Below are 26,375 nucleotides of genomic sequence, written 5' to 3' on the forward strand. Positions count from 1 at the left end.
CGTCGGCGTGGACGGCGCAGACATCCGCCATGTCGTCGAGATCGCCCTCAAGGACGACGGCGCCGCGCTACAGCCGGGCAGCTTCAGCGTGCCCGAGGCCGTGTTGCTCGATCCGGACACGCCGAGTTTTGCCAAGGACCCGAGCTGGGCCTCGCTGTTCGACGAGCTGCGGCCGGGCCGTCCGGCCACGCCGAAAGACAGCGCGCGTTGGCGGCGAGAAACACCGGTGCGCGGTCTCGTTTTCGAACCGCCGACCGTACGCGAGGGCGAGCCGGAGCCGCAAGACGTGGTTCAGCTTCACCTCGAGCACCGTCTCGTCAAGCGACTGCTGTCGCGCTTCGCAAGCCAGGGTTTCCGGAGCAGTATTGGACGGATCACGGCAATCGTCAGCTCCGGCGCGCAGCCGCGCGTGGTACTGCTGGGCCGGCTCTGCCTGTTCGGCCCGGGAGCCCGACGCCTCCACGAGGAGATCATCCCGGTGACCGCGGCTTGGCGCGACACGCGCCGGGATGACAGCCCGTTGACGCCCTTTGCCGAGGCCGGGGAGGCAACGACGATCCAGCAACTCGACGACGCCTTGCGTCGCGGCGTGTCGCCTGCGTCCGGCGTTCTCGATCGTCTGGCTCCGATGGTGGAGCGCGATATCGCCGACCTCCGCCCCCATATCGAAAAGCGTGCCAAGGAGTCCGAGCAGGAGGCCGTCGCCGATCTCGCCGAGAACGGGCGGCGGGAGGCCGAGGCCCTCGCAACCCTGCTGCAACGGCAGATCGACAGGGTCCGCGACGCAATGCGCACCAAGCAAGCGCCGGAAGCGCCCCAGCAGATGGATTTGTTCGGCCCGAGCGACGACGACATCCGCAAACAGCATGAGCGCGAGCTGCGCCAGTTCGAGGCCGACCGCCGCTCCTGGGACGGCAAGCTGCTGCGGCTGCAGCAGGAGTTGGACAGCGAACCTGAGAAAGTCCGCCAGGACTATGAGGTGCAGGCGCGCCGACTGGAGCCGGTCGGCCTCGTCTATCTCTGGCCGGCGACGAACTGAGTACGACAATGACCTTTCATTACCAACAGGACGACACCTCGGAGTGGCTGAACTATCTGCAGCCCGAAGGGTTGGTGGTCGGCGCCAACGTGCTGCGCGAGACTGGCGGCACCCCGATCCGCCAGACCCCGCTCGACACCGAGACAGCCGCCAGCGCGCTCCGACTCGATCCTGAGGCGCCGCGCGAGCAGGACCGGCTGTTCGAGCTGCACGATCCCTGGAGCTTCTTCGAGCAGGTGCTCGGCTGGCCGGCGAAGCTGGTAGCCGGCAACCCGGGCGGACCCGCTGTTGATCCTGCGCTGACCGCGACGGTCCCGGAGCACGAGACCTTGCTGTCGCCGGACTACGCGCTGCTGTGGAACGGCGCGGCGCCTGAGGGCATCCCGGCGCAGGCGCTGGTCATGCTGCATCCGAACCTCGACGCCGACGGCCGCAATCAGTTCGCCTCCGGCGAATGGGAGGCGACGCCGCACCAGCGCTTGGAGCGACTGCTGCGCGAGACCAATGTCGGCGTCGGCATCCTGGTCACGCGCAATGCGCTGCGGCTGATCTATGCGCCGCGCGGCGAAACCGCGGGCTGGCTCACCTGGCCGCTGGCCGCGCTCGGCCGCGTCGAGGGCCGGCCGATGCTGGCGGGCCTGAAACTCTGCCTCGGCCGCAACGCCTTCTTCACCGGCGCGCCGGAGATGCGGCTGCGCAAGCTGCTGGAGGCCTCGCGCGAGGCGCAGAATGCCGTCTCCGAAAAGCTCTCCGGCCAGGTGCTCGGCGCGCTTTATGAGCTGCTGCGCGGCCTGCACCGCGCGGCACCCCACGATATCGAGGCGATCGCGGCGCGCGATCCCCACCATCTTTATGAAGGCCTGCTCACTTTGCTGATGCGGCTGGTCTTCCTGCTCTATGCCGAGGACCGCGATCTGCTGCCGTCGTCAACCGATCCACATCTGAAGCTGCTCTGGGACATTGGCTATTCGATCAAGACGCTTTATGCGCGGCTGCTAGTAGACGAAGCGCTCAACCCCGACACGATGGATGAACGCCGCGGCGGCTGGGGCCAGCTGCTCGCGGTGTTCCGGCTGATCCATGGCGGCCACCCGGATTGGGTGACCGGGCGCGGCGGCAAGCTGTTCGATCCCGACGCCTTTCCGTTTCTCGAAGGCCGTGAGCGCGGCAGCGCCCGCACCGCGGCGACCATCCTGCCGGTCTCCGACGGCACCATCCTGCGCATCCTGCATGGCCTGATGACCATCGAGGGCAGGGGCCTGTCGGGCGAGAGGATCCGCGAGCGGCTGTCCTATCGCTCGCTTGATGTGGAATCGATCGGCTCAGTCTACGAGACCGTGATGGGCTTCACCGCCTGGCGCGCGACTGAGCGCATGATCGCGCTGCGTGACGAGAAGAAGCTGCCGAACTTCATCGGGCTGGACACATTGCTGGCCGAGAAGCCGAACGACCGGCGGAAATGGCTGAAGGAGCGCAGCATCAAGCTCTCGGCGAAGCTGGCCAAGGGCGTCAAGGATGCGCGTGATGTCGCCGCGCTGATCGAGGCGTTCGGATCGCTGGTCGACGAGCGCGCCTCGCCCAAGGCGGTGCCGATCGGGCCCGGCGCGCCCTATCTGCAGCCGACCGAGGAGCGCCGCCGTTCCGGATCGCACTACACGCCGCGCTCGCTCACCGAGCCGATCGTGCGCCACGCGCTGGAGCCGGCCTTTGCTCGGCTCGGCGCCAACGCGTCGCCGGAGGCGGTGCTGTCGCTGAAGGTGCTCGATCCCGCCTGCGGCTCCGGCGCGTTCCTGGTCGAGGCCTGCCGCCAGATCGGCGCGCGGCTGGAGCAGGCCTGGAACACGTACGGCGCGGAGAAGCCGAAGATCCCGCCGGATGAGGATGAGGCGCTGCATGCGCGCCGGCTGGTGGCGCAGAAATGCTTGTACGGCGTCGACCGCAATCCGATGGCGGTCGATCTCGCCCGGCTGTCGCTGTGGCTGGCCACCTTGGCGCGCGATCACGAGTTCACCTTCCTCGACCACGCGCTGAAGGCCGGCGACAGCCTGGTCGGGCTGACGCGCGCGCAGATCCAGGCCGTGCATTGGGACCCCTCCAAGCCGGGCTTGCCGCTGTTCCGCGAGACGATCGAGAAGGCGGTGAACCGCGCGCTCGAAGGCCGCGAGGCGATCCGAAATGCAGGCGACGACGCGCGGCTCGAAGCGCAGGCGGCGCGCTACGAGCGGGTCGTAGACGCCAGCGAACCGGCGAGGATTGTTGGTGATGCGGTCATCGCAGCGCACTTCTCCGCGGACAAGCCCCGCGACCAGGAGAGTGACCGACTCAAGGTGGAAGACTGGATTGCGAGCTCACAGCCGAAATGGGACCTGTTAAGCGCGAAGGGAAAGGCATTTCGGACGAAGGCAGGTTGGCGTCCCCTTCACTGGGAGATTGAGTTTCCTGAGGTCTTCGTCCGCGACAATCCGGGATTCGACGCGATCGTCGGCAATCCACCCTTTGCGGGAAAGGTCACAATTTCGCAGGCATCCGGTCCTCATTATGTTCCGTGGTTGCAGACCTTGCACGAGGGCGCCCACGGCAATGCCGATCTAGTCGCACATTTTTTTCGCACGGCGTTCGCGCTTCTCCGGAGTGGCGGTGCATTTGGACTGATCGCGACAAATACCATTGGGCAAGGAGATACGCGCGCAACGGGGCTCATGACGATCCTGCTGCAAGGAGGCCACATTTATCGCGCGACGAAGCGATTTCAGTGGCCGAACGAAGGAGCCGCAGTTGTGGTTTCGATTGTTCATGTTCAGAGATCGGGAGTTCCAATTTCGCCAGTGCTCGACGATCGGCCTGCAACTCGAATCTCCGCCTATCTCGCAGTCGGAACGCTGGACGGAGCACCCAGCCGGCTTACGTCAAACCTCGGTGTCGCGTTTAACGGCACCAAGATCTATGGCCAAGGATTCCTATTTTCTGATAACGACCAGAGTACGACACCGCTGGCTGAGATGGCTCGACTGCTGAGCCAATACTCAAACTACGAACGGTTCATTAGACCCTATATCGGTGGCGAAGATGTAAATACTTCACCCGAGATAAAGCCGCAAAGATTCGCAATCAACATTACGGATTTCACGCTCTCCGAAGCTGAACAGGCAGCGCCGCATCTCTTAAACATAGTTCGTGAGAAGGTCCTTCCGGAGCGTCTAAAGACGAAGGACAATTCTGACGGGCGCGTACTTAAAAAGGAGTGGTGGCGTTTCTTCCGCCCCAAAACTGAGTTGTACAACGCTGTCCGGCGTAGTGGCGGTGCGATTCTGATTTCAGAAGTCTCTCCCCATTTAGCTATGGCGCCCTTCAACGGGAATGCGATCTTCGCGCATACGTTGAAAGTGCTGGCGATCTCTGGAGGCGCTCCATTCGCCGTCCTACAATCCCGCGTCCACGAAATCTGGGCGCGGTTCTTCTCGTCCACCCTTGAAGATCGGCTACGTTACGCCCCGTCAGACTGCTTCGAGACCTTCCCGCTTCCGCCCAACTACGAGGCCGACGCTGGTCTCGAATCCGCCGGTCAAACCTATCACGATCACCGCGCCATGCTGATGGTCGCGGCGAACGAGGGAATGACCAAGACCTACAATCACTTCCACAACTCTGAGCGGACGGACGATCAGATCTGGCGCTTGCGCCAACTACACGACGAGATGGATCGCGCCGTGCTCCGCGCCTATGGCTGGGACGATCTCGCCAGAGAATTGCGTCCTGAGTTCCTTACCAAAGAGACAGAAAGCGACCACACCTATCAAGGCCGCTACTTCTGGCCCGCGGATCAGCGTGACCGCGTGCTGGCACGGCTGCTGGCGCTGAATGCCGAACGGCATGCGGAGGAGGTGGCGGCAGGCCGAACGCCAGCCGTCCAGGAGCAGGAGGACGACGCCGGCGGCACGGAGGACGAGGGCGCTGGGCCGCTGTTCGAGCGCGATTGAGCCTGCGAGCTGGCTAAACCGCTGATTGCCATCGGCGGCCGGGATGATAAGGCTTGCAGGTCCAAGCCGTTACTTGAGACTTTGGGGGACGCATGACAACAGCGGAGCCGACGCCGCCACAGGAGGGGCCCACCGACCGGCTCTCGGGCCTGCCGAAGCCGGCGACGCCGGTGGGGGTGCGCGAGCGGCTGCTTGATCTCCTGCGTCGGGATCTGGTCGGGCCGCATCCCGATCTCGATCCCGACCTCGCGCGCGAGGTGATCGCCGGTGTCGCGCCCTCGACCTGGTATCTTACCGGCTTTCTCGGGCCGAAGCGCGAGACCGGCGCGGCGCGCACCGGGGCGGTGGCCGGTGACGACATCGCGGCGGAGCAGGAGGCTGAGGATCTCTTGGAAGCGCAGCGCGGCAGCGAGGGGCTGTCTGATGTCACGCAAGGCAAGGGCGATGCCCCGGACGAGGGCAATCCGGAATCGCCCCCGATGCGGTCGTTCCAGCCATCCTCGATCGGGCTGACCGTGCTGCTGCCGCGCGCCGCCAAGGGGTTGCTGGCGCGGGTGAGCTGGGGCGACTACGTCACCGAGCCCCGGCTGGATGACGCGGTGTTCCTGAAGGCGGCGCGCGAGGCTGCCGAGGCGAGCGGCGATGTTCCGAAAACCCCAAGGAGGGATACCCTGGACTGGCGGCGCATTCCCCGCGAGGAGACGCTCGCGATTGCGATCCGTTCCGAAGACGTGCCGCAGCGGATCGTCATTCCCAACAGCGCTGCGCCGATGGCGATTGGCGGCGGGCTCGAACTCGTGGTCTCCGCGCGCCCGATCGACACGGCCGATATCGACGGGGTCAAGCGCGAGCTGCTCGCGGTCTCGGTGTTTCTGGTCAATGTCCGGCCGACGACCATCCGGTTCCGCGACGTCGCATTCTGCTTCCAAGCCCGGCTGCAGCTCGATTTCGCCGCCGGGTTCGAGCGCCGCGACGATCGCGCCTCCTACGATTCGGACGAGGCCGACGAGCGGCTGGCCGACCTGCATTATCACGACGTCTGCTCCTATGCGGTCGGCCACAACACCTCCGGCGACTGGGTCGCGCCGGACGGCCAGCAGCGCGTGACGACCGTCTTCACCAATCCGCTGCCGATGCAGGAGGTCGAGAAGCTCGGCGCCGATATCGACATCGGCGGTGTCGAGCGCCGCATGGTCGCACTCGCCGAGGCCGCACAGGATGCCGGCGCGCTGCAGTCCGCGCTGTCCGGCCTTCCGACGGCCTACGAGGCATGGGCGAAAGAGCAGGCTGCGCTCGTTCCCGGCATCGATGGCAAACGCCGCCGCGAGATCGCGGAAAAATGTCTCGAGGATATCGCGACCGCGCGCAAGCGCATCGAATCCGGGCTTGCGCGGCTGATCACTGATCCGTACAGCCGCGAGGCCTTCGGCATCATGAACCGGGTGATGGAGCGCGCCAACCGGCAGCGTAGCGCCGCCAACAACAAGAAGCCGCCTGAGCAGCAGAAGCCGCCGACATGGCGCCTGTTCCAGCTCGCCTTCATCCTGCTCAACCTCGACGGCATAGTCGATCCTGTCCATTCCGACCGGCCGATCGTGGACTTGCTGTTCTTCCCGACCGGCGGCGGCAAGACCGAGGCCTATCTCGGCCTCGCCGCGTTCGCGATCGGGCGCCGCAGGCTCAACAATCCGGGCCTTGCCGGGGCAGGGCTCTCGGTGGTGATGCGCTACACCTTGCGCCTCCTCACGCTCGATCAGCTGCAGCGCGCGGCGGGGCTCGTCTGTGCGCTCGAGTTGGAGCGTAAGGAGAAGAAGCGCCTCGGCGACTGGCCGATCGAAATCGGCCTCTGGGTCGGCGGCGCGGCCACGCCCAACAATCTCGGCGATGCCAAGAACAGGAAGGAAGGCACCGCCGTCTACTGGCTGGAGCAGTACAAGAAGAAGAAGGGACCAGCGCCGGCGCCGCTGAAGAACTGTCCATGGTGCGGCGGCGAGCTGAAGGAGCAGGCGTTCTCGCTGCATCCGACGGCGGCGAGCCCGCAGCGGCTCGACCTGCGCTGCTACGAGGTCGACTGTGCGTTTTCCAGCGACGACAGGCTGCCGATCGTGGTTGTCGACGAAGAGATCTACCGACGTCTGCCGGCCTTCATGATCGCCACCGTCGACAAATTCGCCAACGTGCCCTGGGAGGGCCGGGCAGGGGCGTTCTTCGGCCACGTTGAACGCAGCGATGCGAGCGGCTTCTATGGCGCCGCGGTGCCGGGCGGTTCGCGCCTGCCGGCCGAGCTGCTGCCGATCGACCTCATTATCCAGGACGAGCTGCATCTCATCTCCGGGCCGCTCGGCACCGTCGCGGGGCTGTACGAGACCGCGTTCGATCTGCTGGCCTCGCGCAAGATTAATGGCGAATGGCGCGGACCGAAGATCGTCGCCTCGACTGCGACCGTGCGGCGCGCCGGGACCCAGATCCGCAATTTGTTCGGTCGCGACCGCACTGCAATCTTTCCGCCGCCGGGCATCAGCCGCGACGACTCGTTCTTCGCCAAGGCCGATCGCGACACGCCATCTCGCCTCTATCTGGGCATCGCCTCGCCGGGCCGCGGCCCGAAGCTGGTGTTCTTGCGCGCGCTGCAAACGCTGTTGTCGGGGGCAGCGGCGCTGTCGAGTGGCGGGAAGGATGATCCGGCCGATCCGTATCTCACCGCGCTGTGCTACTTCAACGCGCTGCGCGAGCTCGGCGGCGCCCGCCGCATCGTCGATGATGAGGTTCGCGCCCATCTGACGAACTACGGCCGGCTGCGCGTCCGCCGCGAACCGTCAGGCGCTCCGTTTGCCGATCGGGTGCTGCGCGAGATCCAGGAGCTGACCTCGCGCTATTCGACCGATCAGGTTTCCGAGGCGCGGGCGCGGCTCGGACTTTCGGTCGCCGACAAGAACGCCGTCGATGTCGCGATGGCTACCAACATGATCTCGGTCGGTCTCGACATCGGTCGGCTCGGGCTAATGGTGGTGCAGGGCCAGCCGAAGACGGCGGCCGAGTACATCCAGGCGACCTCGCGTGTCGGCCGCGAGAGCGACAAGCCGGGCCTTGTGGTCACGTTGCTCAACATCCACAAGCCGCGCGACCGGACGCATTACGAGCAGTTCCGCGCCTTCCATCAGAGCTTCTATCGCGCGGTCGAGGCGACCAGCGTCACCCCGTTTGCGCCGCGCGCGCTCGATCGCGCGCTGGCCGCAACTCTGGTGGCGGCCCAGCGGCACGTGACGCCGAGCCTGACGCCGAACAAGGCCGTGGACAAAGTGGCGGACGAGCCCACCGCCTATCAGCGTGTCAGATCGGTGATCGAGGCCAAGATGCAGGTGGCGGGCGAGGACGGCGCATCGATCGCACGCTGCCTCGCGCGGCTCGATGAGCTGGAGGACGCCTGGATCAAAATCGCGGAAAAGCAGACTCGGAACGGCGATGAGTTCGCCTATGCCGGCCAGCAGGCGGTGCGGCGGCTGCTGCAGGATCCGTTCGATCAGCAGCCGAACATGGATCCGGAGCGGGAATGGTTCGTCGCCGGCCGCTCCATGCGCGATACCGAACCCGTCTCGCTACTGAAGCTCAGGAAGCCGGACGGCAGCCCTCTCGGATAACGGATTCTTCATGGCCGACATCACTCAGAACTTCAGCCAGCTGCTACTGACCTATGGTCCCGGCGCCATGATGGACCTGCCGGACAATGCCGTGGTCGTGTCAGGTCTCCAGGACTGGGACTACAAGGGCTCCAACTGGAAACCGGTCGAGGAGGAGCGCTTGGTGGCGCTGTTGAAGCAGCAGCTCGGCACCAAGCTGAGCCCGACGTTTTCAGGGCTGCGGCATCCGCCGATGTTTGACGAGGAGCGCCGCGATAGTAACGCGCCCGGCGTCGGCGTGCGCCTGTTTCCCGGCTGGTTCCTGGTCAATGAGGCGCCGTCGAACAGCACGGCGGTGGTGCCGGCTGCTGCTGCGGCGGGCAACGAGAAGCGCCGGCGCATGGTCGAATTCTCTGAGTTGGATGTGACCAGCGGCGGTAAGCTCTCTTACACGGGCACCGGCAGCAAGATCGGGGTGAATCCCATCCGTTTCGTCGGCGCCTGCACCAAGGGCCATCTGCAGGACATCGCCTGGCGCTATCTCACCCACCGCGGCAAGGACCAGTCCTGCCGCAAGCCCCTGTACTGGGTCGAGCGCGGCGTCAGCTCCGATCCTTCCGACATCTCGGTGCAGTGCACCTGCGGCGCCTCGATCAGCATGGCCGATCTCTACAAGCCGCAGTTTCTCGGCAAGTGCGATTGTCACAGCCCATGGCTGACGCCGCGGCGCGATGCGAACGAGACCTGCAACGAGGATTTGCGACTGCTGCCGCGCTCAGCGACCAACACCTACTTTGCGCAGACGGTGACGGTGATCTCGCTGACGAAGTCGAATGACAGGTTGCGGCAGACGATCGCGGAGTACCGCTCAGATATCGATAGTATTCGACATCTGCCTAGCTTCATCGAGTTTCTGAAGTCTGGCTTGCGAACAAAAGACGCTTTCAAAGACTTCTCGAACGAAGAGATTCTGCAGGCCCTAGGCAGCGACAATGGCTCCGGCGCAAATCCGAGCGCGCATCCGCACATCGCCGAGTTCGACATGATTGCGAGCGAGGCGCCGGTGATCGGCAGCGACAGGGCCGGATCTTTCTTCTATGGCGAGACGCTGCCGCGCGACGCGCTCAATCTGCAGGCCCCCTGGGATAGGTTCTTGCAGGGCGTGGTGCGTGTTCACCGCCTGCGCGAAGTGACGTGTCTGTACGGCTTCACTCGCCTGGAAGCGCCGCCCACCACGGCCGAAAGCGAGCTGGACGAAATCCAGCTCGCCGTGGGCGGCGCCGACCTCGCCCGCCACGTCGAATGGCTACCGGCGATTGAACAGCTCGGCGAGGGCATCTTCCTGCACGTCGCGCCGGACTTCCTCAAGGGATGGCTGGAGGCCAAGGAGACTGTCGCCAAAGCGGCGAACCTGCGAGAGCGCGAACGCCGCGACGCCGCCCGCTTCAACCGCGAGCCCATGCATCGCGGTATCGCCTATTGGGCGCTGCATTCGCTGTCGCACGCCTTCATGGCCGAGCTCGCCCTCGAATGCGGCTATCCGCTATCGTCGCTGAAGGAACGAATTTACGCCAGTGGCCCCGCCCAGGCTGATCGGTTCGGTATCCTGATCTACACGTCCACTGCCGGAGGGCAGGGCACGCTCGGCGGCCTCAGCCACATGGCCGAGCGCGCCGGCGAAATGCTCACCCGCGCCACTAGGCGTCTTGCGCTGTGTTCCAACGACCCCATCTGCGCCGAGCATAGCGAGGGAAGCGAGGAATATCCGCTTCAAGGCGCGGCCTGTCATGCTTGCTTGCTAGTCCCCGAGACCTCCTGCGAGGCGCGGAATACCCGGCTCGACCGAGGACTTCTGACCCGAACGGTTCTGGGCGATGGATTTCCTTTGTTGCAGCCAAAGAGGCCGTGATCCCGACAGGTGTTCGCAAGCCGAAAGGGGCGCTCCCCACAGCCTGTGGGAAGAGCGGTGTTAGCGTAAAAGGAGGTGCGAATGAGTCGAAAGGGACACTTCCTGGGGGGCGGGACGCTTCTTGGTCCAAGGGATCCGAAGTGGTTCAAGAAGGGATCGATGCGGACGCCGCCCAACATCAGCGCCCCTAAGCTACCCCGCTCGCCGGCGGAAAAAGCTGCCTTGCAGGCTTTCAAAGAGGAGCGGGAGTCGGGCAGCAGGCTGATTAGAAAGGGCGAGATCGCGCCACCCAAGAAGCGAATTCGCAAGCGCAAGTTCGCCAAACCGAAGCTAACGGAGTCTGCCGAAGCCGCATCCGTCAACGAACCGCACTCCCAGCCTCCGCAGAAGGTGACCGCGATCCATCAGGCTCAAAGACGTGGTTCACCGCGAAAGGTGGCCGTTCAATTCTTTTCGAAGAGACGACCGAAGACCGACTGAGGTTTTGGCATTAGCTCCCGTGGATGAGCCCCAGCATGGCCGCGAGTCCAGGGCTGAGGCCCGGCGGCTGGAACATTGTGAAATGCAATTGAGAATCCGGACGTCGGATATGCAAACCGGCCCTTTTGATCGGCAAAACGATGAGAAGGCTGGCGAAACCCGCGCCGCTCACCAATTTGGACCCAATTTCGGACCCAGATCGCGATATCTTAAAGTTGCGTACATTCGTGAATTTGGACATCCGTTACGTTTTCCGCTTCGCACAACCTGCGAATGGAGGCTGCGTCTGGACCTTCGGTCTTCCATACCGCTGACGAGATAAGGCCAACGATCAGAGAACGAACAGACCGGCGCCAAAGGTGATGGAAATGGGGAAATTGGTTATCTCCTTGATGCCCCGGCTTAACCTTGTTATGGCCGCTCCAGTTTGCGGCCCGCCGCGATGCCTTTAGCGATGGCCCGCGCAACGTTTGGAATAAGCATTCCACCAGAACCGACGTACGGCCCATTAGCTAGAGCAATTTCCAGTGCAAGCTTTTCGTCTTCGTTCGCGTTCTGCTTAAATTCTGCGATGAGCTTTTCAGTGGGGGTCATCGATTGCGCCTTCTGCGGTATGACTTGAACAGGATCGTTCAGGGAGCGTGCGGCACCGGGTGAACTATAGCATCTCATGGGAGGGGGGCCGTTGCGAAATCGAGAAACGCGACCGGCCCGCAGGACGTTTTAGGCTAAATGTCTGCTTTCTTCGTTTCGTCAAAAAATCAAATTTGCGGTCCCACAAAGCCTCCGCCCGTCGTGTCGTCACCCCTTCGGTCACCAAGCTAATTTGTAGCAGGTTCATTTCGTTTTGCGGCGGATGAAGAGCAGGTCCAAACCAGAGAACAGAGCGCCTGACTCGTTCGCTGCGAGCGGTTCTCCAATAGTTGGGATATTGAGCCACTGCCGAAGCAAGTCGCGCTTCCGGACAGGAATATCAAGCTCAATGTAAGCTATGGCTTTCTTGAAAGTTTCTGATTGCGGGATGGCATCAAGATCGATTGCATCACCGCACGCTGCTGCCCATTTTACAAAGGTCCTGCTCGTCACAGACAGCTCTTCAAAGATTGTGCTGTAGCCAATGATATACGAAAACAGAAACGTCTGATTGAAGCTGCGTACACCCCCATTTTGTTGATGGAATCAATCGGTTCACCACCGACGTCGGGGTTACCCGCGCCGCGGAACGCTAAACCTGAATCCACCCTTGCCGAGCGCCAGAACCCGCAAGGGTATAAAAATTAGATACTTGTGATCTCCCGCCTCGACGCCGAGTTGAAATACAGGGGCGGTGGCCAGGACTTCGACCGGGCCGAACGATTTGACCAACCGATCTGCCTGCGGAATGACCTTGCACGACAACCAACTTGTCTCGATCGCGGTTGGTCCGCCAGACCATGTTGCCCTGTCCGAGTATTCTCGAGTACTAGCAATACAGTTTCTCAACTGATTCATATTGGACCTCACGACACTATCGATCCGGTCCTTGTCCGAATTAGATCCTGCCGGCCACGTCAGCAGCGTTGCTATGGCGCCAGGATTTTCAGGACCATCAAGACCACCAGCCAGCAACAAGTTCAGAGCACTTATAAATTCCTCTGGCGCCCTCTGATCGACGGTCGCTCCACTTACGCTAAAAGAGCAGGTCTTTTTGCCTGTTTTAATTGATACCGTTTCCGAATCCTTCACTCCGACAGAAGCCTTGTCGTCGACGGCAGTGCAGTTGTACGTGGATCCTCTCGCGCTATACGGAAATCCAGTCGCAAGAAGACACGTCGCCAACATTGAGAATAAGCGAACCCGGAATGACCCACTCATTATCCGATTCTCCTTCAGGGTTTGGGACAACCGCAACTAGGTGCACCAGTGGCTGCGTTGAGCACTAGGCCTTCAGGGCGGACTCTCACAGAATACAACCTGCCATCTTCACGAAAATCGAGCTGAACGCATTGCGGAAACTTCGCGGCGAACGCTTCTAAAGCTGCAGTCGGATCTGTTCCTCCCCAGCGAAAATTACTGCAACTGACGACAGGCTTTAGCTTTTCGTCGAAATACTCGATAGTTGCGAAGCGCCTTTGGGCCAGAAGCCAAGTCAACTTCGGACGGCTGCAAACCCAGCGGGGAAATGGGCACACTACCCCTGCGTCCCTCACAATTTGGATTATTTGGTCATTCCAGGGAAAAGTCTTCGCCTCATCCGCTCCGAGGTAATAGCCTACTGTGGACCCGTAGATGGCTCGAAGGACCCAGATGACAATGAGAAAAGTTGCAACCACCGAGAGAAGGTATTTGATCTTAAGGATCCATATGAGGCTTACCCACCAAGGTGGTGGTTCAGGCTCTGTATCTCCTTCAACGATGCTTTGGTCACCCGGTATCAGCAGATAGGGTATCCAGAACTTTCGACAAAAGTCAGGCTTCAGGAAATCACTGTGCCTGAAGCCGTTGTGCCAGCGGTCACGAACCCCCGGTCTTCGGAATCCGTAGGTGCCTGCCGATCCAAATCCTGTGGTCAAGCTCTCTGCGATAGCAGGCCATGGATCAGCCGTTCCTATCTCGTTGATAATCTCCCCTTTGAACCGCGATGATATTTGCTGGAACGGAAAGTCGTATCTAACCACGCTGCCACAAAAGATCACTCGCTCAGCCTGCATCGTGAACTTTTGGCGCAGAATCTCTGCGACTACATACGTGCCGAAGCTATGGGCGATTATTGAGAAAACCGCTTTTGGATGACGTTGTCGCGCGAACTCAATCTGCGTCCAGATTTCGTCGATAACCTTGCCGCGGAAGTACTCGACCGGAAGCAGAAAGCGAATGAGATCGAGTCTCATGTAGTTCGTCAGTTCGACCTTCAGCCCTACGCTCTCAAGCGTGTTCCTGACCACACTCTGGTAAAGGGCAAAGTCCCGAATTCCATGCACCAGGATGACGACATGCTCTCGTCGGGGAGCAGCAGCGCTTGTCTCTTGTGGCGCAGGCGGTGCGTCAGGGCCTTCTGAAGGCGCAGCCATCTCATCTCCTGCCGGGAAGTGCTACCTTAAGTCGTAGCAGAGTTCCCGTTGAGATTCGAGTCCCGTGTCCGACTTGCCTGCTTTTCCGGTATCCGGGGATGTAAAAGGACTTACCTAGTGCCCCAAAACGCACGCAGGCGCGGTTCTGTTGCGTCTCAGTCTCATCGTGCCAGCATGAGCCAGCTTGGGAAGTAGCCAGCTCATGTTGTCTGAGCCTTGCGGAGCATCGTGGCTGCCTTTAACGGATGGACCTGAGCAGGTATATCTTCTTCAACTTCATCCCAAAAATACTCCAGGTGCTTCTGTTGCGTCTCAGCGCCCATTCCCGTTGTGCCGCTATCCCCAATGCACGGCCAGTAACGACGGGAAGTTAGGACCGAGGCGCCCGGGGGCAAGGCATCCAACCGTATCCCGGAGGGTCCCTCGGTCGGAGCCTCCTTGCGCCGCTGCTTATGACCTCTGGTCCTTTTGAACTCCAGTCCGGCCGTGATTGGCGCAGCTGGAGTAACAAACGGGAGATAGTCCGATGAAGACGAACCAAAAGAGCCAGAAACCTTACTCGGTTATGGTAGTCGAAGGTGAGGCGACAAGGCCTTCTGGACCAAGATCGGCGCAGCCTGGCCTCACGAGGACGGCAAGGGCTTCAACATCCAGCTCCGTTGCCTGCCCCTGAATGGCCGCCTGGTCGTTCGCGAGCCGAAGGCCGACGCGGGGGCGGGGCGATGAGCCCCGCCGCTACGCGGCTCAACACAGTCGCCCATGGCGACTGTGTTGAGGTGATGCGCCGGATGGAATCCGCATCCGTGGATTTCATCCTCACCGATCCGCACTACCTTTGCCGCTACAAGTCGCGCACGGGTCAGACCATCGCCAACGATGACCGCGATGGCTGGCTTCAACCCGCCTTCGCCGAGATGGACCGCGTGCTGAAGCCCGGCTCGCTGTGCCTGAGTTTCTACGGCTGGAATGCCGCCGACAAGTTCATCGGCGCCTGGCGCGAAGCAGGCTTCCGCATGGTAGGTCACGTTGTCTTCACCAAGCGCTATGCGTCTTCTTCGCGCTTCGTGCAGAGCAAGCACGAAATGGCTTACTTGCTCGCCAAGGGTGATCCTGCCCGTCCGTTGCAGCCGATAAGCGGCCGGTAGGTCAGCAGTTCTTCCGGGGTCACGCAGATTGAGTGTCCCCAAATCGCGCCGCAGGTTGGCGAAATCGATGGTCGTTTCCGCAATGATAGGTTCGAGCTGGGGCGCACCCCAGACGTCGATGTGCCGCAGCACGGTGTCGAACAGGGTTCGATCGTGTCTCTTCGTCCGCGCTCTGCAACTGGTTGCCGATGCGCACGAGGCTGCGGACGCCGGACTCCTGCAAAGGAAATCTGCATCTCAAGCTGCTTGGCCGAGGGAGAGAACCAGTCCGCCACGGCCGACATATCACGGCGCCCTTGAATGCCGTGCAGGCACACATCGTAGATTGCGCCGTGCAGGAGCTGGGCCGCCCGGCCTTCCCAGAACCCTTTGGCTGATTTGGAGTCGGTCGGGACCATCGGCAGCGGGAGCAGGCGGCTGTACGAGCCTCCTTAAACCCGTCTCTTGCAATCTACCGGTTCTGGGTTTGCCTCACCACGCCGCAGGGCGCGCTGCCGCTGAGTAGTCGGCAAGGCATTGCGGGTGGACCGAAAGTAGCTGATTCGTTGTTGACTAGTGGTTATTTGTAGTTGCGCCGTCTCTGCAAGACACTCTGTGCAGTCGTAAACGTCTGTTTTAGAGAGTTCTTTTGGTGAGCGCGCTGGGGCTCGAACCCAAGACCCCGTGGTTAAAAGTCATGGCGTCGTTCGCTGGAAGGTATGGACGCAGCTTTGCGACCGATTGCCTTCCGTTTGCTCGATCGCTCCTAGAAAGCCACATGGGCGTTGATTGCCGGGAGGGCGGTCCTTCAAAGCTGCGCTGCTTAGCTTGCCTAAGTGGCCTCGCTGAGGCCGCATATGGCCAAATGCAGGGTGGGGCGGCTCCGCCGAAGATTAATCGAACACAAGAGCTTTTTTAAGCGAGAAGCAGGAGGCCGGTCTCCGCGAAGAGCTGGGGAAACTGGCAGTCGGGTCCAAAATGGGTCCAAGTTCGCGTTGCGTTCGGAGGCGACCTCGTCTAAGTGCCTGATGCATAAGAGCCGGAAGGGTGGCCGAGTGGTTTAAGGCACCGGTCTTGAAAACCGGCGTGCCCGCAAGGGTACCGTGGGTTCGAATCCCACCCCTTCCGCCAGAAATCGCCATAAGTTCCCCTCGTGGGCTAGCACGCTCCTTGCCAATTGGACGTGCCCGACCATGGAGGCGTGCACCGATGGCACAGCGAGTTCGTATCTTAAAGCAATCCAAGTCCGGTTTGACACATATTGCCCGCGAGCTGGTGAGATTGCTGGACGCGATCGAGGAGCTCGAGGAGCTGAGAGAAAGGGTCCGGCTCGCCGAAGCCGCTCGCGTGTTGCACTAGCCTGCGCTGGAAAGACTGGGGCGCCTCGGCGCGTCACTCCCAAGGTCTGGATTGGCGGCGCCCCGGTGCCGCTCGGGTCATTTGGCCGAGACCCATTCCTAACACCGCAGCCCGACGGATCTGTTCAATCTTCCTCGCTCAAGTCCGGCCCGCGATGTTGGAGAGACGGATTGCGGCGGTGCCGTAGACCCATGTTGCGTTTGGATCTCCAGTCTTCAAGAGGAGGATCGGGACTGGTTGAAATGCAGTGGAAGAAAGCGTTGCGTGCTAGAGCCACGGACACGCGAAACTGCGCAGGAACGCTACTGACTTAGAGAGATTAGCCCGACAGCAAGCTTCACAGCGGGCAACGCATGTTCTTCTTTTTCTCGAACCGGCTGGGATGTCTCGGCTCGCTGCTGATCTCCGGCCTGGTCACGGTGGCGCTGCTCTTCCTGTTTGGACTCATTCGGTTCTGATCATCAGCGCCTGGGATCCGACCGTCATCCTCTTGCGTGCTCCCTCAGGAACTTGGCCTCGGCTCGCCTGTTGTTCGCAGTCTCGAGCACACGGAGAGCAGCCTTGGAAAGCACCATCATTGGAGAATTCGACACGCGCCGCGGAGCCGAGCTTGCGGTTGAGCATGTCGTGCAGGAATGCGGCGTGCCGCGAGGCGACGTCTTCGTCCAGCCCGCCGGCGCCGCGAACACGGTGGGAACACGCGCGGCAGGTCCCGACGTCAAGACAGCGCCCACACCGGAGGGGCGGCAGAAGCTGGAAGGCCTGATCGAGGTTTCCGTCGATTTTCACGGCGATGCCCCTGAGAAAATTGTCGATGTGTTGAGGAGCGCCGGCGCGAAGTTTGTCCGCACCAAATGACGACTTGTGCGACGGGCCCAGAGGACGCGGGACATTCGGCATTCGCATCGAACCGCAGCCGTTGACCGCCTGGAACCCCTTGAGCCTCCAGCGCGTTTAGACGCAAACGCGAATTGCGAGGTCCACCTGCTTCAGAGCGCATCGACACTCACTCCCGGCGACACCGTCTGGCGGCGGTGCAAGGCGCGGCGCGTGGCGGTACTGAATGATGCCGCCGCCTATTTCGCCGCCCTGCGGGAGGCACTGCTGGAGGCGCAGGATGTCGTCTACATCGTCGGATGGGACATCCATAGCAGGACACGTCTGGTCGGAGCTTCCGGACGTGCCGATGATGGCCTGCCTGACGAGCTTGGTCCCTTCCTACGCGCCCTGGTGCAGCGCCGGCCCGCCTTGCGCATCAACATTCTCGTCTGGGACTTCGTCTCATTCTACGCTTCCGAGAGAGAGTGGAGTTCCGCGGCGAAATTCACTGCGGACACCGATGGCCGCGTCCGGTTTCATCTTGACGCCACGCTTCCGTTTGGTTCGGCGCAACACCAGAAGATCGTCTGTGTCGACGGATCACTGGCGTTCGTCGGCGGCCTCGATCTGACGATCCGGCGTTGGGACACGAGTGACCACCGCGCCGACAATGCCATGCGCTGCGACCCTCAGCGCAAGCCATATCCACCGTTCCACGACGTTCAGTGCCTGGTCGACGGGGATGCTGCGGAGCAGCTGTTCGCCCTCGCGGAGCAACGCTGGCGTGCGGCAGGCCAACAGTCCGATGAACGGCGCGCGCCGAGGAACGGTCGCTGGCCGGCAAGCGTGCCTGTCGAGGCCGAGCACTTGCCGGTCGGGATCGCCAGGACCGAGGTGGTCTGTCCTGCAGGCTCGACCATCAAGGAGGTCGAACGCTCCTTCATTGCGGCGATCCGGTCGGCAACGAGCTTCGTGTACATCGAAAATCAATTCACCAGCGCGACCAGGATGGCGCACGAATTGGCGGAGCAGATGTGTCGCGTGCCATCGCTTCGGGTTCTGATCGTCGCTCCGAAACTGCATTCCTCGTGGCTTGAGTCCCAGGCCATGCAGAACGGCCGTGGAGCCTTCATCGACTGCTTCAGCGCAGCTGGCGTGGCCGATCGCATCCGCTTCGTTTATCCGATCTCCCGCAGCGGCAATAAGGAAGCCGCGGTGATGGTGCACAGCAAGCTCATGATCGTCGATGACAGGATCTTGCGGATCGGCTCGGCCAATCTGAACAATCGTTCCATGGGCGCCGACAGCGAATGCGACCTCATCTTTGAAGCTGAATCCGAGCAGCATCGGGATTTCATCGCCTCGGTCCGCCGTCGGCTCATCGCTCATTTCTGCGGTCTCGACGAGCAGGCCGTCACGCAAAACGAGCATCGGCTGTTCGCCCTGCTGGACCAGGTGTCGAAAAAGGGTGGGGCGAAGACGCTGCGAAAAGTGGAGTCCTCGGTTCTGACCAGCTCGCTGGCCACCCTGGTTCAGCCGGTGGCGGACCCTGAGCTGCCTCTTCATCTCGAGCGGGCGGCATCGCGCATGTGGAGCACGAAGACGATCATCGGGATCGCCTCGATCGCGCTGGCGCTTCTTGGACTGACGCTGGCCTGGTCGTACACGTCCCTCAGCGATTACGCCGATACGGGCCGGATCTCGTCGTTCCTGTCTGCCTATTCGCAGTCCGTTTGGGGACCGCCATTCGCAATTGCGGCCTTCGTCGTCGGCGGGCTGGTCATCTTTCCAGTTCTCGTGCTCATTGCTGCGACTGCCGCCGCACTTGGGCCGTGGCTGGGTTTCGTCACCGCAATGGCGGGCGTCTTGCTCAGCGCGCTCCTCCTTTTTGCGATCGGACGGTTCCTGGGCCGAGAGCGCCTTCAGCGCTTGCTGGGACGCCGTGCCGCGCGCATCCAGGAGCGCGTTGTCGGCAAGGGAATCCTGGCCGTCGTCGTCATCCGGATGATTCCGATCGCACCATTCTCGCTGGTGAACGTCGCGGCTGGCGCGAGCACGCTGCCGCTCCGTGATTTCGTGGTTGGAACGCTGCTGGGCATGATGCCCGGCATTCTCGCCATGGCCGTTCTGGGAGCGCAGATCGCCGATCTGGCCAGGAATGCGTCCTGGAGCAGCGTATTGCTGCTCACGCTGGCATTTCTGGGCTGGCTCGGCGTCTGTGCGGGCGCTCAATTCCTCGCGACGTGGCTCGCCGGGAGGCGCTGATGGCGCCGATGCGCTTCATGACGTGGAATGTGCACGGCACGTTCAATCTTAATCCGACGTTCGATCTGGAGGGAGTTTGCTCCATCATCCGCAAATGGTCGCCGGATGTCGTCGCGCTTCAGGAGGTGGATTCCCGATCGCGGTCGGACGATCCGTTCGCGAAGCTGGCGCGCGTCGTCGGCGATCATCGCGTTCATGCCAAGTCGATCGTCACGGAGGACGGTGACTACGGCCAGATGCTCATGAGCCGCTTTCCGTTCTCCAGCGTGCCCGAGATCGTCGACGTGTCGTATCGAGAGCGGGAGCCGCGCAGGGCGATCGCGACGGGGTTGCTGACGCCTTTCGGCGACGTCCGCGTGGTCGCCACTCATCTCGGCCTCAGCATCCACGAGCGTTATGCGCAGGCTCAGGCCGTGGTGAGCCTGGTGAGGCCGGAAAGGACCGTCGTCCTCGGCGATTTCAACGACTGGTTTTGGGTGAAATCGGTGCGGCGCGTGCTCGCGCAGGCCTGCCCGAACCGGACGCGGTTGCGAACTTTCCCATCGCGCTTGCCCCTCATGCGGCTCGACCGGATCTACGCAACGCGTGACAGCCGAATCGAGAAAGTCTGGACCGATCATGCGGCGCGCGCCTATTCCGACCATTTGCCCGTGATCGCGGACATCGCGATCTGACGGTTCCGGCGATCGGAGCGCGGATCTCTGGCCCTCATTGAGAAAAGCGTTGTGGTAGAGGAACTTAGCTACTGTGCATGGGGTTGTTTTCGGACAACTTATGCCCCCGGCCGACGGTCTCGAACGGGACCATGCGGAACTTTTTCCTCACGGCCACGTTCATTCGGCATGACTGAAGACCTTTCCTTCCGACGCAAACCCCTGACTCCCGAACAGCGCCACGCTCGCGATGCGGCTCGGCGGATCGAGGCCGAGAAGGCCATGCGCGATCACGAAGCGGCGCAGAAGGCGTTCTATGCCAACAAGGAACGGCTGAAGGCCGAGCGGCTGGCGCGCGAAGCGGCGGCGGCGAAGGGCTGAGCGAACGCGCTTAGCCGCGCAATTACCAAAAAATCGCATCTGCTGGCGGCCTGCATTGGATTGTCGGCCGCCAATGCCGCTTGGGTGTCTGCTTCCCATCGGCAGGCTTGACGGCGCTTCGCTTCCGGGAGGAAGCTTCTGATGATCCAAAACTGACCTGAACCATGGAGACGTTCGCTCCCAGCAAGTCCGATCCTCATCAGCGACGCAGAATGGAGCTGACCATGACCACGTTCGACAAGCGCGAGCGGGGCTTTGAAGCCAAATTCGCCCACGACGAGGAATTGATGTTCAAGGCCACGGCGCGGTCCAACAAGCTGCTCGGGCTTTGGGCCGCAGGCCAGCTCGGGCTCAGTGGCGATGCCGCTGCAGGCTACGCGGCTGCGCTGGTGACGGACCATCTGGAGAGCCGGACGATGGACCACGTGGTCGGCAAGGTGGCGGGCGATCTCGCAGGCACGGGGATCGCGCGCGAGCAGGTCGCGCAGAGGCTTCAGGAATGTCTGCACCAGGCGCTGGCGCAGCTCGAAGCGGACCGGCAATGACACCCGCTGCCGCGTTCATTCGGCGCGCTTGCCGCCTTCCGCGGGCTGTGCCGTTTCGTGCTACCGTGCCAGCCACCGGAGACGGCGGCGAGCGGGAGGTGGGGGCATGTCACGGGGCAGCTTTGGCAAATGGTCCGGCGCAATCGCATGCGCCGGCGCCATGCTGGTCGCTGCAGGTGGCGCCGAGGTCTCGGCGACACCGCTGACGCCGTTTCGCTACGAGGCGCAGGCCCAGCGTCATTGCCCGCGCGACAAGGTGGTTTGGCTCGACTTCGGCAAGGGCGTTTATTACCGCAAGGGTCAGAAGCGCTATGGCCAGGGCTTCGACGGCAGCTTCGTCTGCCAGAACGAGGCCCGCGGCGGCTTCTACCGCCGCTCGCTGTTGGGCCTGCGCTGAGCGGCGGGTTTCGGCGGCTGGCGGACGCGCCGGCTATTTCGCTGATGGCAGCCTGACCGGCACATGCGGGGAGGTGCTGATGACCCGGGGGCTTCCATCCGGATAGGTGCGGTTGCCGCGGATCAGGGATTCCAAGACCAGGAAGAACTTCTCGGCAAGCATTTGCGTCACCCTCGTTGGTGATGGCCTCTTGCAATTGGTCGAGGCGCCGAACGCAATAATTCAATCAACTGAATGGGAGCGGGGACAGCCGCGCCTGCTGCGCCGCAATGGAGAGAACCCGTGTTGGCCAGGAGGACGTGCGGTTCAGGCAAACGCCAGCGCGACGAGACTCGAGCAGAGCAGCACCAAGCCGCCGGCGGTCAAGGCCAGGAAGCCATCGGATACGAGGTCATGATTACGCATGGGACACCTGCCGCTCTCGTGTTCGATGCGCGAGTGGATCGACCAAGACCGTCCGAACGCGCCGCTTTGAAAGAGGTGATGCTTGCCGTCCGCGCGAGTGCCTTCAGGCCCTCGTGCGGTAACCCTCGAACGCATGGGCCAGGAAGATCCCCGCGCTTACCAGACCCATCAGTGCCGAAACCGTCTCGATCATCGTTAAATTCCAAATCCCGCCCTCGCATCCGAGAGAACGCGGGCGGCCTTGCACAGTCAAAAGAATTTCGGTGAGCGGCGCGACAATGGGGATGGAGTGAGGATTTGGCGCAACAGACTGTCCGGCACTGGCACAGTGCGGGGGCCATCGCCCCGTAGAACAACGGAAAAATGCGAACGTCTCGTTTACCATCCCGGCGTGATCGCCATGGGCTCCCCATTTCCGCCGCGTTCGGGTTGCGTTATCGTTACCGCTTCCGAGACGGTGGTGGGCCGCCTCGGATGAGATGACCGGACAGCGCTCCCCGTAGCCAAAGCGGGTTGGGTACGCCTCCGGCGAAGTGGTATTTGGGGCGCATGGGGATCCATCGGTCAGATTCGGTTTTGCGAGCCGCGCGCGGTGTTGCGGCGGTCGCGACCTGCCTTGCGCTCGCCAACTGCGCCTCCTCAAACAAGTTCGCCAGCCGCGTCGACCCGAAATACGGCGTGTCCTCGAGCCCGCGGGTGGTGGCCTTCGGCGATCCGGTCCCGAAGGGTGGCGGCACCTACCGCGTCGGCAAGCCCTATGTCGTGGCGGGCCGGACTTACGTGCCGGAGGAGGACGTCAACTACCGAGCTGAGGGCATGGCCTCCTGGTACGGCGACAGTTTCCACGGCCGCCTGACCGCCAATGGCGAAGTGTTCGACATGACCTCGCTGACCGCGGCGCATCCGACCCTGCCGATGCCGTCTTATGCGCGGGTGACCAACGTCTCGAACGGCAAGTCGCTGATCGTCCGCGTCAATGACCGCGGGCCTTACCACGGCAACCGCCTCATCGATGTCTCGAACAAGGCCGCCGAACTCCTTGAATTCAAAGGGAACGGCGTTGCCAAGGTCCGGGTCGAATATGTCGGCCGGGCGCCGCTCGAAGGCTCCGACGACCGTCAGCTTCTGGCGACCCTGCGGACCGGCGTCCCGGCGCCATCGCCCTCGATGGTCCGGGTCGCCTCGGCCAAGCCGTTTGTGCCGGAGCTGCCGTCCTCGGCCCGCGGTGCCATTCGCGGCGAGGTCCCGATGCCGGAGGGGCGGCCGTACAATCTCGGCAGCACCTCGGCCGATATGGCTTCGCTCAATGCCACCTCGGAAATGTCAGCCTCGGGCCGCAGCCGGGGCCGGGCGCTCCAGAACGCCCGCGCGGTGTCCTATGACGAGGACGGCCGCTACGCCGCCGACAGCGCGGCCGCGTCGACCGATGGCGCCGCCGAGGCCCGCAGCATCCTGAGCGGCCGCGGCCTCTACTGAGCTGCGCTCTCCGTCAAGAACGTGACGAGCGCCGCATTCACCTCTTCGGGCCGCTCCTGCTGCACCCAATGGCCGGCGCCCTCGATGATCAGCTTGCGCTTCAGATTGGGCAGCACGCGCTCGAGCTCGTTGACGCGCTTGGCCCCGATCAGGCCGGTGATGACGGCGTCCTTCGAGCCTGCGATGAAGAGGGAAGGCTGGTGAATCTGCGCGTCCTGCCAGGGCGCGGTCAGCTCCCAATTGCGGTCGATGTTGCGATACCAGTTCAGCCCGCCGCGGAAGCCGGACTTGCGGAAGGCCTCGGTGAAATAGGCCAGGTCTGCCTCGCTGAGCCAGCCAGGCAGCGGCTCGTCGGCGCCCGCGTGGCCGAGAAAGCCCTTGCCCTCCTGCACGAACATGGCGGCGGTGGGATCGGCGAGGCCCCGCCCGCCGAGGACGATGCGCATGGTGCGTGCGACGTCACGCTCGAGCTCGGCCTCGGCGACGCCGGGCGTCTGGAAATACTGCCAGTAGAAGTTGGTGACGCCGCCCTGGCGCAGCAGGTCGAGCGGCTTGCCGCGGCCCCGGAACGGCGGCGGCACGCTCAGGCCCGCGACCGCCGTGAAGATGTCCGGCCGGAACAGCGCCGCGTGCCAGGCGACCGGTGCACCCCAATCATGGCCGACCACCATCGCCTTGGTCTCGCCGAGGGCCTGGACGAGGCCCACCACGTCGCCGACCGTGTCGAAGATCGAGTAGGCGTTCGCGTCGAGCGGCGCCGCGCTCTGGCCATAGCCGCGCATGTCGGGGGCGACGACGTGAAACCCGGCTTCGGCGAGCGGCAGGATCTGGCGGCGCCAGGAATAGGACAGCTCCGGCCAGCCATGGCACAGCACGACCAGCGGTCCCTGGCCGGCTTCGCGGACGAAAAGCTCGATCCCGTTGGCCTTGATCATGCGGGTTGAGGGCATTCGCTTTTCCGCCTTGTTTCAGGGGTTTGGTCGAAAAACATGAGGCGTCACGATAGGGGCGCAGCGAGAATCGTGCAATCTCGGCGACAAGCGTCCAACCGCGTGTTGTTCGCATCTGTTCCACCTGTTAGAACGCCTCTCTCAGGGCTTCGCCATGGCACTTCGTCTTCCTTTGCTTCGTCGCAACCGGCTCACCGCCGGAACGCTGGCGCGCGGGCTGATCGCGACGGTTTTGGCAGCGGCCATCGGCTGGGGCGGGGCGCTCCTTGCGGCCAACCAGAGCGTCCAGGGCGGCAAGAAAGCGGAAGATGCCGGCTTCGACGGCGATGCCCCGACCGCGATCCTGATCGAAGCCTCCTCGGGCAGCGTGCTGTTCGAGAAGAACGCCGACGAGCTGCGCGCGCCCTCGAGCATGATGAAGCTGATGACCGCCGAGGTCGTCTTCAACGCCATCAAGAAGGGCGACATCAAGCTGAACGACGAGTATCGGATCAGCGAGAATGCCTGGCGCAGAGGCGGGGCCCCCTCGGGCGGCTCGACCATGTTCGCCGCCATCAACACCAAGGTCTCGGTCGACGATCTCCTGCGCGGCGCGATCATCCAGAGCGGCAACGACGCCTGCATCGCGCTGGCCGAAGCCATGGCGGGCAATGAGCGGATCTTTGCCGCCGACTTCATGACCAAGCGCGCCCGCGAGCTTGGCATGACCAGGTCGACCTTCGCCAATTCCAGCGGTCTGCCCGATCCCGGCAACAAGATGACGGTGCGCGAGCTCGGCATGCTTGCCCGGCACATCATCCTGGACTTCCCCGAATTCTACAAACTGTTCGGCGAGAAGGAGTTCACCTGGAACAAGATCCGCCAGCAAAACCGCAATCCGCTGCTCAATTCGATGGAAGGCGCTGACGGCCTGAAGACCGGCTACACCAAGGAAGGCGGCTACGGCATGGTCGGCTCCGCCGTGCAGAACGGCACGCGGCTGATCGTCGTCGTCAACGGACTTGACGATCCCGAGGACCGCGCCACGGAAGCCAAGAAGATGCTGGAATGGGGTTTTCGCAATTTCGAGACCCGCACCCTGATCGCAGCCGAGCAGCCGGTCGGCTACGCCAAGGTGTTCGGCGGCGAGAGCCGGTCGGTCAAGCTCATCGCCAAGACCCCTGTGAAGGTGATGGTGCACAAGAACGGCAGCGACAAGCTGATTGCGCGCATCGTCTATAGTGGCCCGGTGCGCGCGCCGATCGAGGCCGGCCAGCGGGTCGGCGTGGTCAGGGTCTGGCGCAGCGGCAACATCGCGGTCGAGACGCCGGTCTACGCCGCGGAGGCGATCGGCACCGGCTCGACCATGCGCCGCGCGATCGACGGCGCCAGCGAGCTCGTGATCGGCATGTTCCGCGCAGGCGCCGAGAAGCTCTGATCATGAGTGAGAGCGCTGCACAGCGGCCGTCCGGACGGGGACGCTTCATCACCTTTGAAGGCGGCGAGGGCACGGGCAAGTCGACCCAGATCAAGAAGCTCGCCGACCGCCTCAAGGCGGCAAAGCTGCGCATCCGCGTGACGCGGGAGCCGGGCGGCTCGCCGGGCGCTGAAATCATGCGTCATCTGGTGCTGTCGGGCATGGGCAAGCTGCTCGGCCCCGAGGCCGAGACGCTGCTGTTTGCCGCCGCGCGCGATGACCATGTCCGCACCGTGATCCAGCCGGCGCTGAGCCAGGGCGTCTGGGTGCTGTGCGACCGCTTCGCGGACTCGACGCGCGCGTATCAGGGCAGCCTCGGCCAGGTGCCCGATGGCCTGATCAACGCGATGCAAAGGGTGACGATCGGCGACCTCAAGCCGGACCTCACCATCATCCTCGATTTGCCGGTCGAGATCGGCCTGCAACGCGCCGCCGCGCGCCGCGGCAGCGGCACGCCCGACAGGTTTGAGGCT

General features: G+C 63.0%; 20 protein-coding genes and 1 tRNA gene. 16 read left to right on the forward strand and 5 right to left on the reverse strand.

Annotation, left to right across the window (positions count from 1 at the left end; all coding sequences use genetic code 11):
• The 5 genes from XF30_RS38885 to XF30_RS21130 form a co-directional block, all read left to right on the forward strand.
• A partial coding sequence (locus tag XF30_RS38885; RefSeq protein WP_502696133.1) for an intermediate filament family protein occupies positions 1–1,039 on the forward strand: 1,039 nt, incomplete at its 5' end.
• A gap of 626 nt (positions 1,040–1,665) precedes the next feature.
• Positions 1,666–5,016 carry a DNA methyltransferase gene (locus tag XF30_RS21115; RefSeq protein ID WP_204524515.1) on the forward strand — a complete coding sequence of 1,117 codons (3,351 nt, stop codon included), beginning with the start codon at positions 1,666–1,668 and terminating at the stop codon, positions 5,014–5,016.
• A 92-nt stretch (positions 5,017–5,108) separates the two neighbouring features.
• Positions 5,109–8,654 (forward strand): DISARM system helicase DrmA, encoded by a 3,546-nt coding sequence (gene drmA / locus XF30_RS21120; protein ID WP_109143744.1) that lies wholly within the window; start codon positions 5,109–5,111, stop codon positions 8,652–8,654.
• Between the two features lie 10 nt (positions 8,655–8,664).
• A complete protein-coding gene (gene drmB, locus XF30_RS21125) occupies positions 8,665–10,542 on the forward strand; it encodes an MrfA Zn-binding domain-containing protein (protein WP_109143745.1) in 1,878 nt (625 codons plus the stop codon).
• Positions 10,543–10,623: 81 nt separating this feature from the next.
• Entirely contained in the window at positions 10,624–11,022 is a 399-nt protein-coding gene (locus tag XF30_RS21130) for a hypothetical protein (protein WP_146207732.1), read from the forward strand.
• Positions 11,023–11,433: 411 nt separating this feature from the next.
• On the opposite strand, the gene XF30_RS21140 is transcribed toward XF30_RS21130, so the two are convergent.
• The 3 genes from XF30_RS21140 to XF30_RS21150 form a co-directional block, all read right to left on the reverse strand.
• Entirely contained in the window at positions 11,434–11,616 is a 183-nt protein-coding gene (locus XF30_RS21140) for a hypothetical protein (RefSeq protein ID WP_109143748.1), read from the reverse strand.
• 243 nt (positions 11,617–11,859) lie between these two features.
• Positions 11,860–12,108, reverse strand: coding sequence for a hypothetical protein (locus XF30_RS37830; RefSeq protein WP_146207733.1), 249 nt, complete (start codon positions 12,106–12,108; stop codon positions 11,860–11,862).
• A gap of 782 nt (positions 12,109–12,890) precedes the next feature.
• A complete protein-coding gene (locus XF30_RS21150; protein WP_146207734.1) occupies positions 12,891–14,072 on the reverse strand; it encodes a hypothetical protein in 1,182 nt (393 codons plus the stop codon).
• 803 nt (positions 14,073–14,875) lie between these two features.
• Between XF30_RS21150 and XF30_RS21160 the strand changes: the two genes are divergently transcribed.
• The 8 genes from XF30_RS21160 (at position 14,876) to XF30_RS21195 (ending at position 21,615) form a co-directional block, all read left to right on the forward strand.
• Positions 14,876–15,217, forward strand: coding sequence for a DNA methyltransferase (locus XF30_RS21160; protein ID WP_158284398.1), 342 nt, complete (start codon positions 14,876–14,878; stop codon positions 15,215–15,217).
• A gap of 1,020 nt (positions 15,218–16,237) precedes the next feature.
• Positions 16,238–16,327: transfer RNA gene (locus XF30_RS21165), tRNA-Ser, on the forward strand.
• 789 nt (positions 16,328–17,116) lie between these two features.
• Positions 17,117–17,413, forward strand: coding sequence for a hypothetical protein (locus tag XF30_RS21170; protein ID WP_035999192.1), 297 nt, complete (start codon positions 17,117–17,119; stop codon positions 17,411–17,413).
• Between the two features lie 192 nt (positions 17,414–17,605).
• A complete protein-coding gene (locus tag XF30_RS21175) occupies positions 17,606–19,639 on the forward strand; it encodes a VTT domain-containing protein (RefSeq protein ID WP_109143752.1) in 2,034 nt (677 codons plus the stop codon).
• The gene (locus tag XF30_RS21180) at positions 19,639–20,313 is read left to right on the forward strand and encodes an endonuclease/exonuclease/phosphatase family protein (protein WP_035999197.1); all 675 of its coding nucleotides are present in this window, start codon (positions 19,639–19,641) and stop codon (positions 20,311–20,313) included. Before XF30_RS21175 ends, XF30_RS21180 begins: the two co-directional genes overlap by 1 nt.
• A gap of 168 nt (positions 20,314–20,481) precedes the next feature.
• Positions 20,482–20,673 (forward strand): hypothetical protein, encoded by a 192-nt coding sequence (locus tag XF30_RS21185; protein WP_035999201.1) that lies wholly within the window; start codon positions 20,482–20,484, stop codon positions 20,671–20,673.
• Between the two features lie 224 nt (positions 20,674–20,897).
• Positions 20,898–21,218: a DUF1476 domain-containing protein gene (locus XF30_RS21190; RefSeq protein WP_192893207.1), complete on the forward strand. Its 321-nt coding sequence runs from the start codon at positions 20,898–20,900 to the stop codon at positions 21,216–21,218.
• A 106-nt stretch (positions 21,219–21,324) separates the two neighbouring features.
• Complete coding sequence (locus XF30_RS21195) at positions 21,325–21,615, forward strand: hypothetical protein (RefSeq protein ID WP_036031443.1); 291 nt, start codon at positions 21,325–21,327, stop codon at positions 21,613–21,615.
• A gap of 33 nt (positions 21,616–21,648) precedes the next feature.
• Here the strand turns inward: XF30_RS21195 and XF30_RS39840 are convergent, their stop codons facing one another.
• Positions 21,649–21,777, reverse strand: a complete 129-nt coding sequence (locus XF30_RS39840; protein ID WP_260347296.1) for a hypothetical protein — start codon at positions 21,775–21,777, stop codon at positions 21,649–21,651.
• Positions 21,778–22,569: 792 nt separating this feature from the next.
• Between XF30_RS39840 and XF30_RS21205 the strand changes: the two genes are divergently transcribed.
• A complete protein-coding gene (locus tag XF30_RS21205; protein ID WP_109143754.1) occupies positions 22,570–23,496 on the forward strand; it encodes a septal ring lytic transglycosylase RlpA family protein in 927 nt (308 codons plus the stop codon).
• On the opposite strand, the gene XF30_RS21210 is transcribed toward XF30_RS21205, so the two are convergent.
• Positions 23,490–24,446, reverse strand: a complete 957-nt coding sequence (locus tag XF30_RS21210) for an alpha/beta fold hydrolase (RefSeq protein ID WP_109143755.1) — start codon at positions 24,444–24,446, stop codon at positions 23,490–23,492. The genes XF30_RS21205 and XF30_RS21210 overlap by 7 nt on opposite strands.
• Positions 24,447–24,600: 154 nt before the next feature.
• Here XF30_RS21210 and XF30_RS21215 point away from each other — a divergent pair, with 154 nt between their 5' ends.
• Entirely contained in the window at positions 24,601–25,863 is a 1,263-nt protein-coding gene (locus tag XF30_RS21215) for a D-alanyl-D-alanine carboxypeptidase family protein (protein WP_109143756.1), read from the forward strand.
• Between the two features lie 2 nt (positions 25,864–25,865).
• On the forward strand, positions 25,866–26,375 hold a 510-nt coding region (gene tmk, locus XF30_RS21220; RefSeq protein WP_109143757.1), incomplete at its 3' end, for a dTMP kinase.

This window comes from Bradyrhizobium sp. SUTN9-2, assembly GCF_003122645.1.
GTDB lineage: Bacteria > Pseudomonadota > Alphaproteobacteria > Rhizobiales > Xanthobacteraceae > Bradyrhizobium > Bradyrhizobium yuanmingense.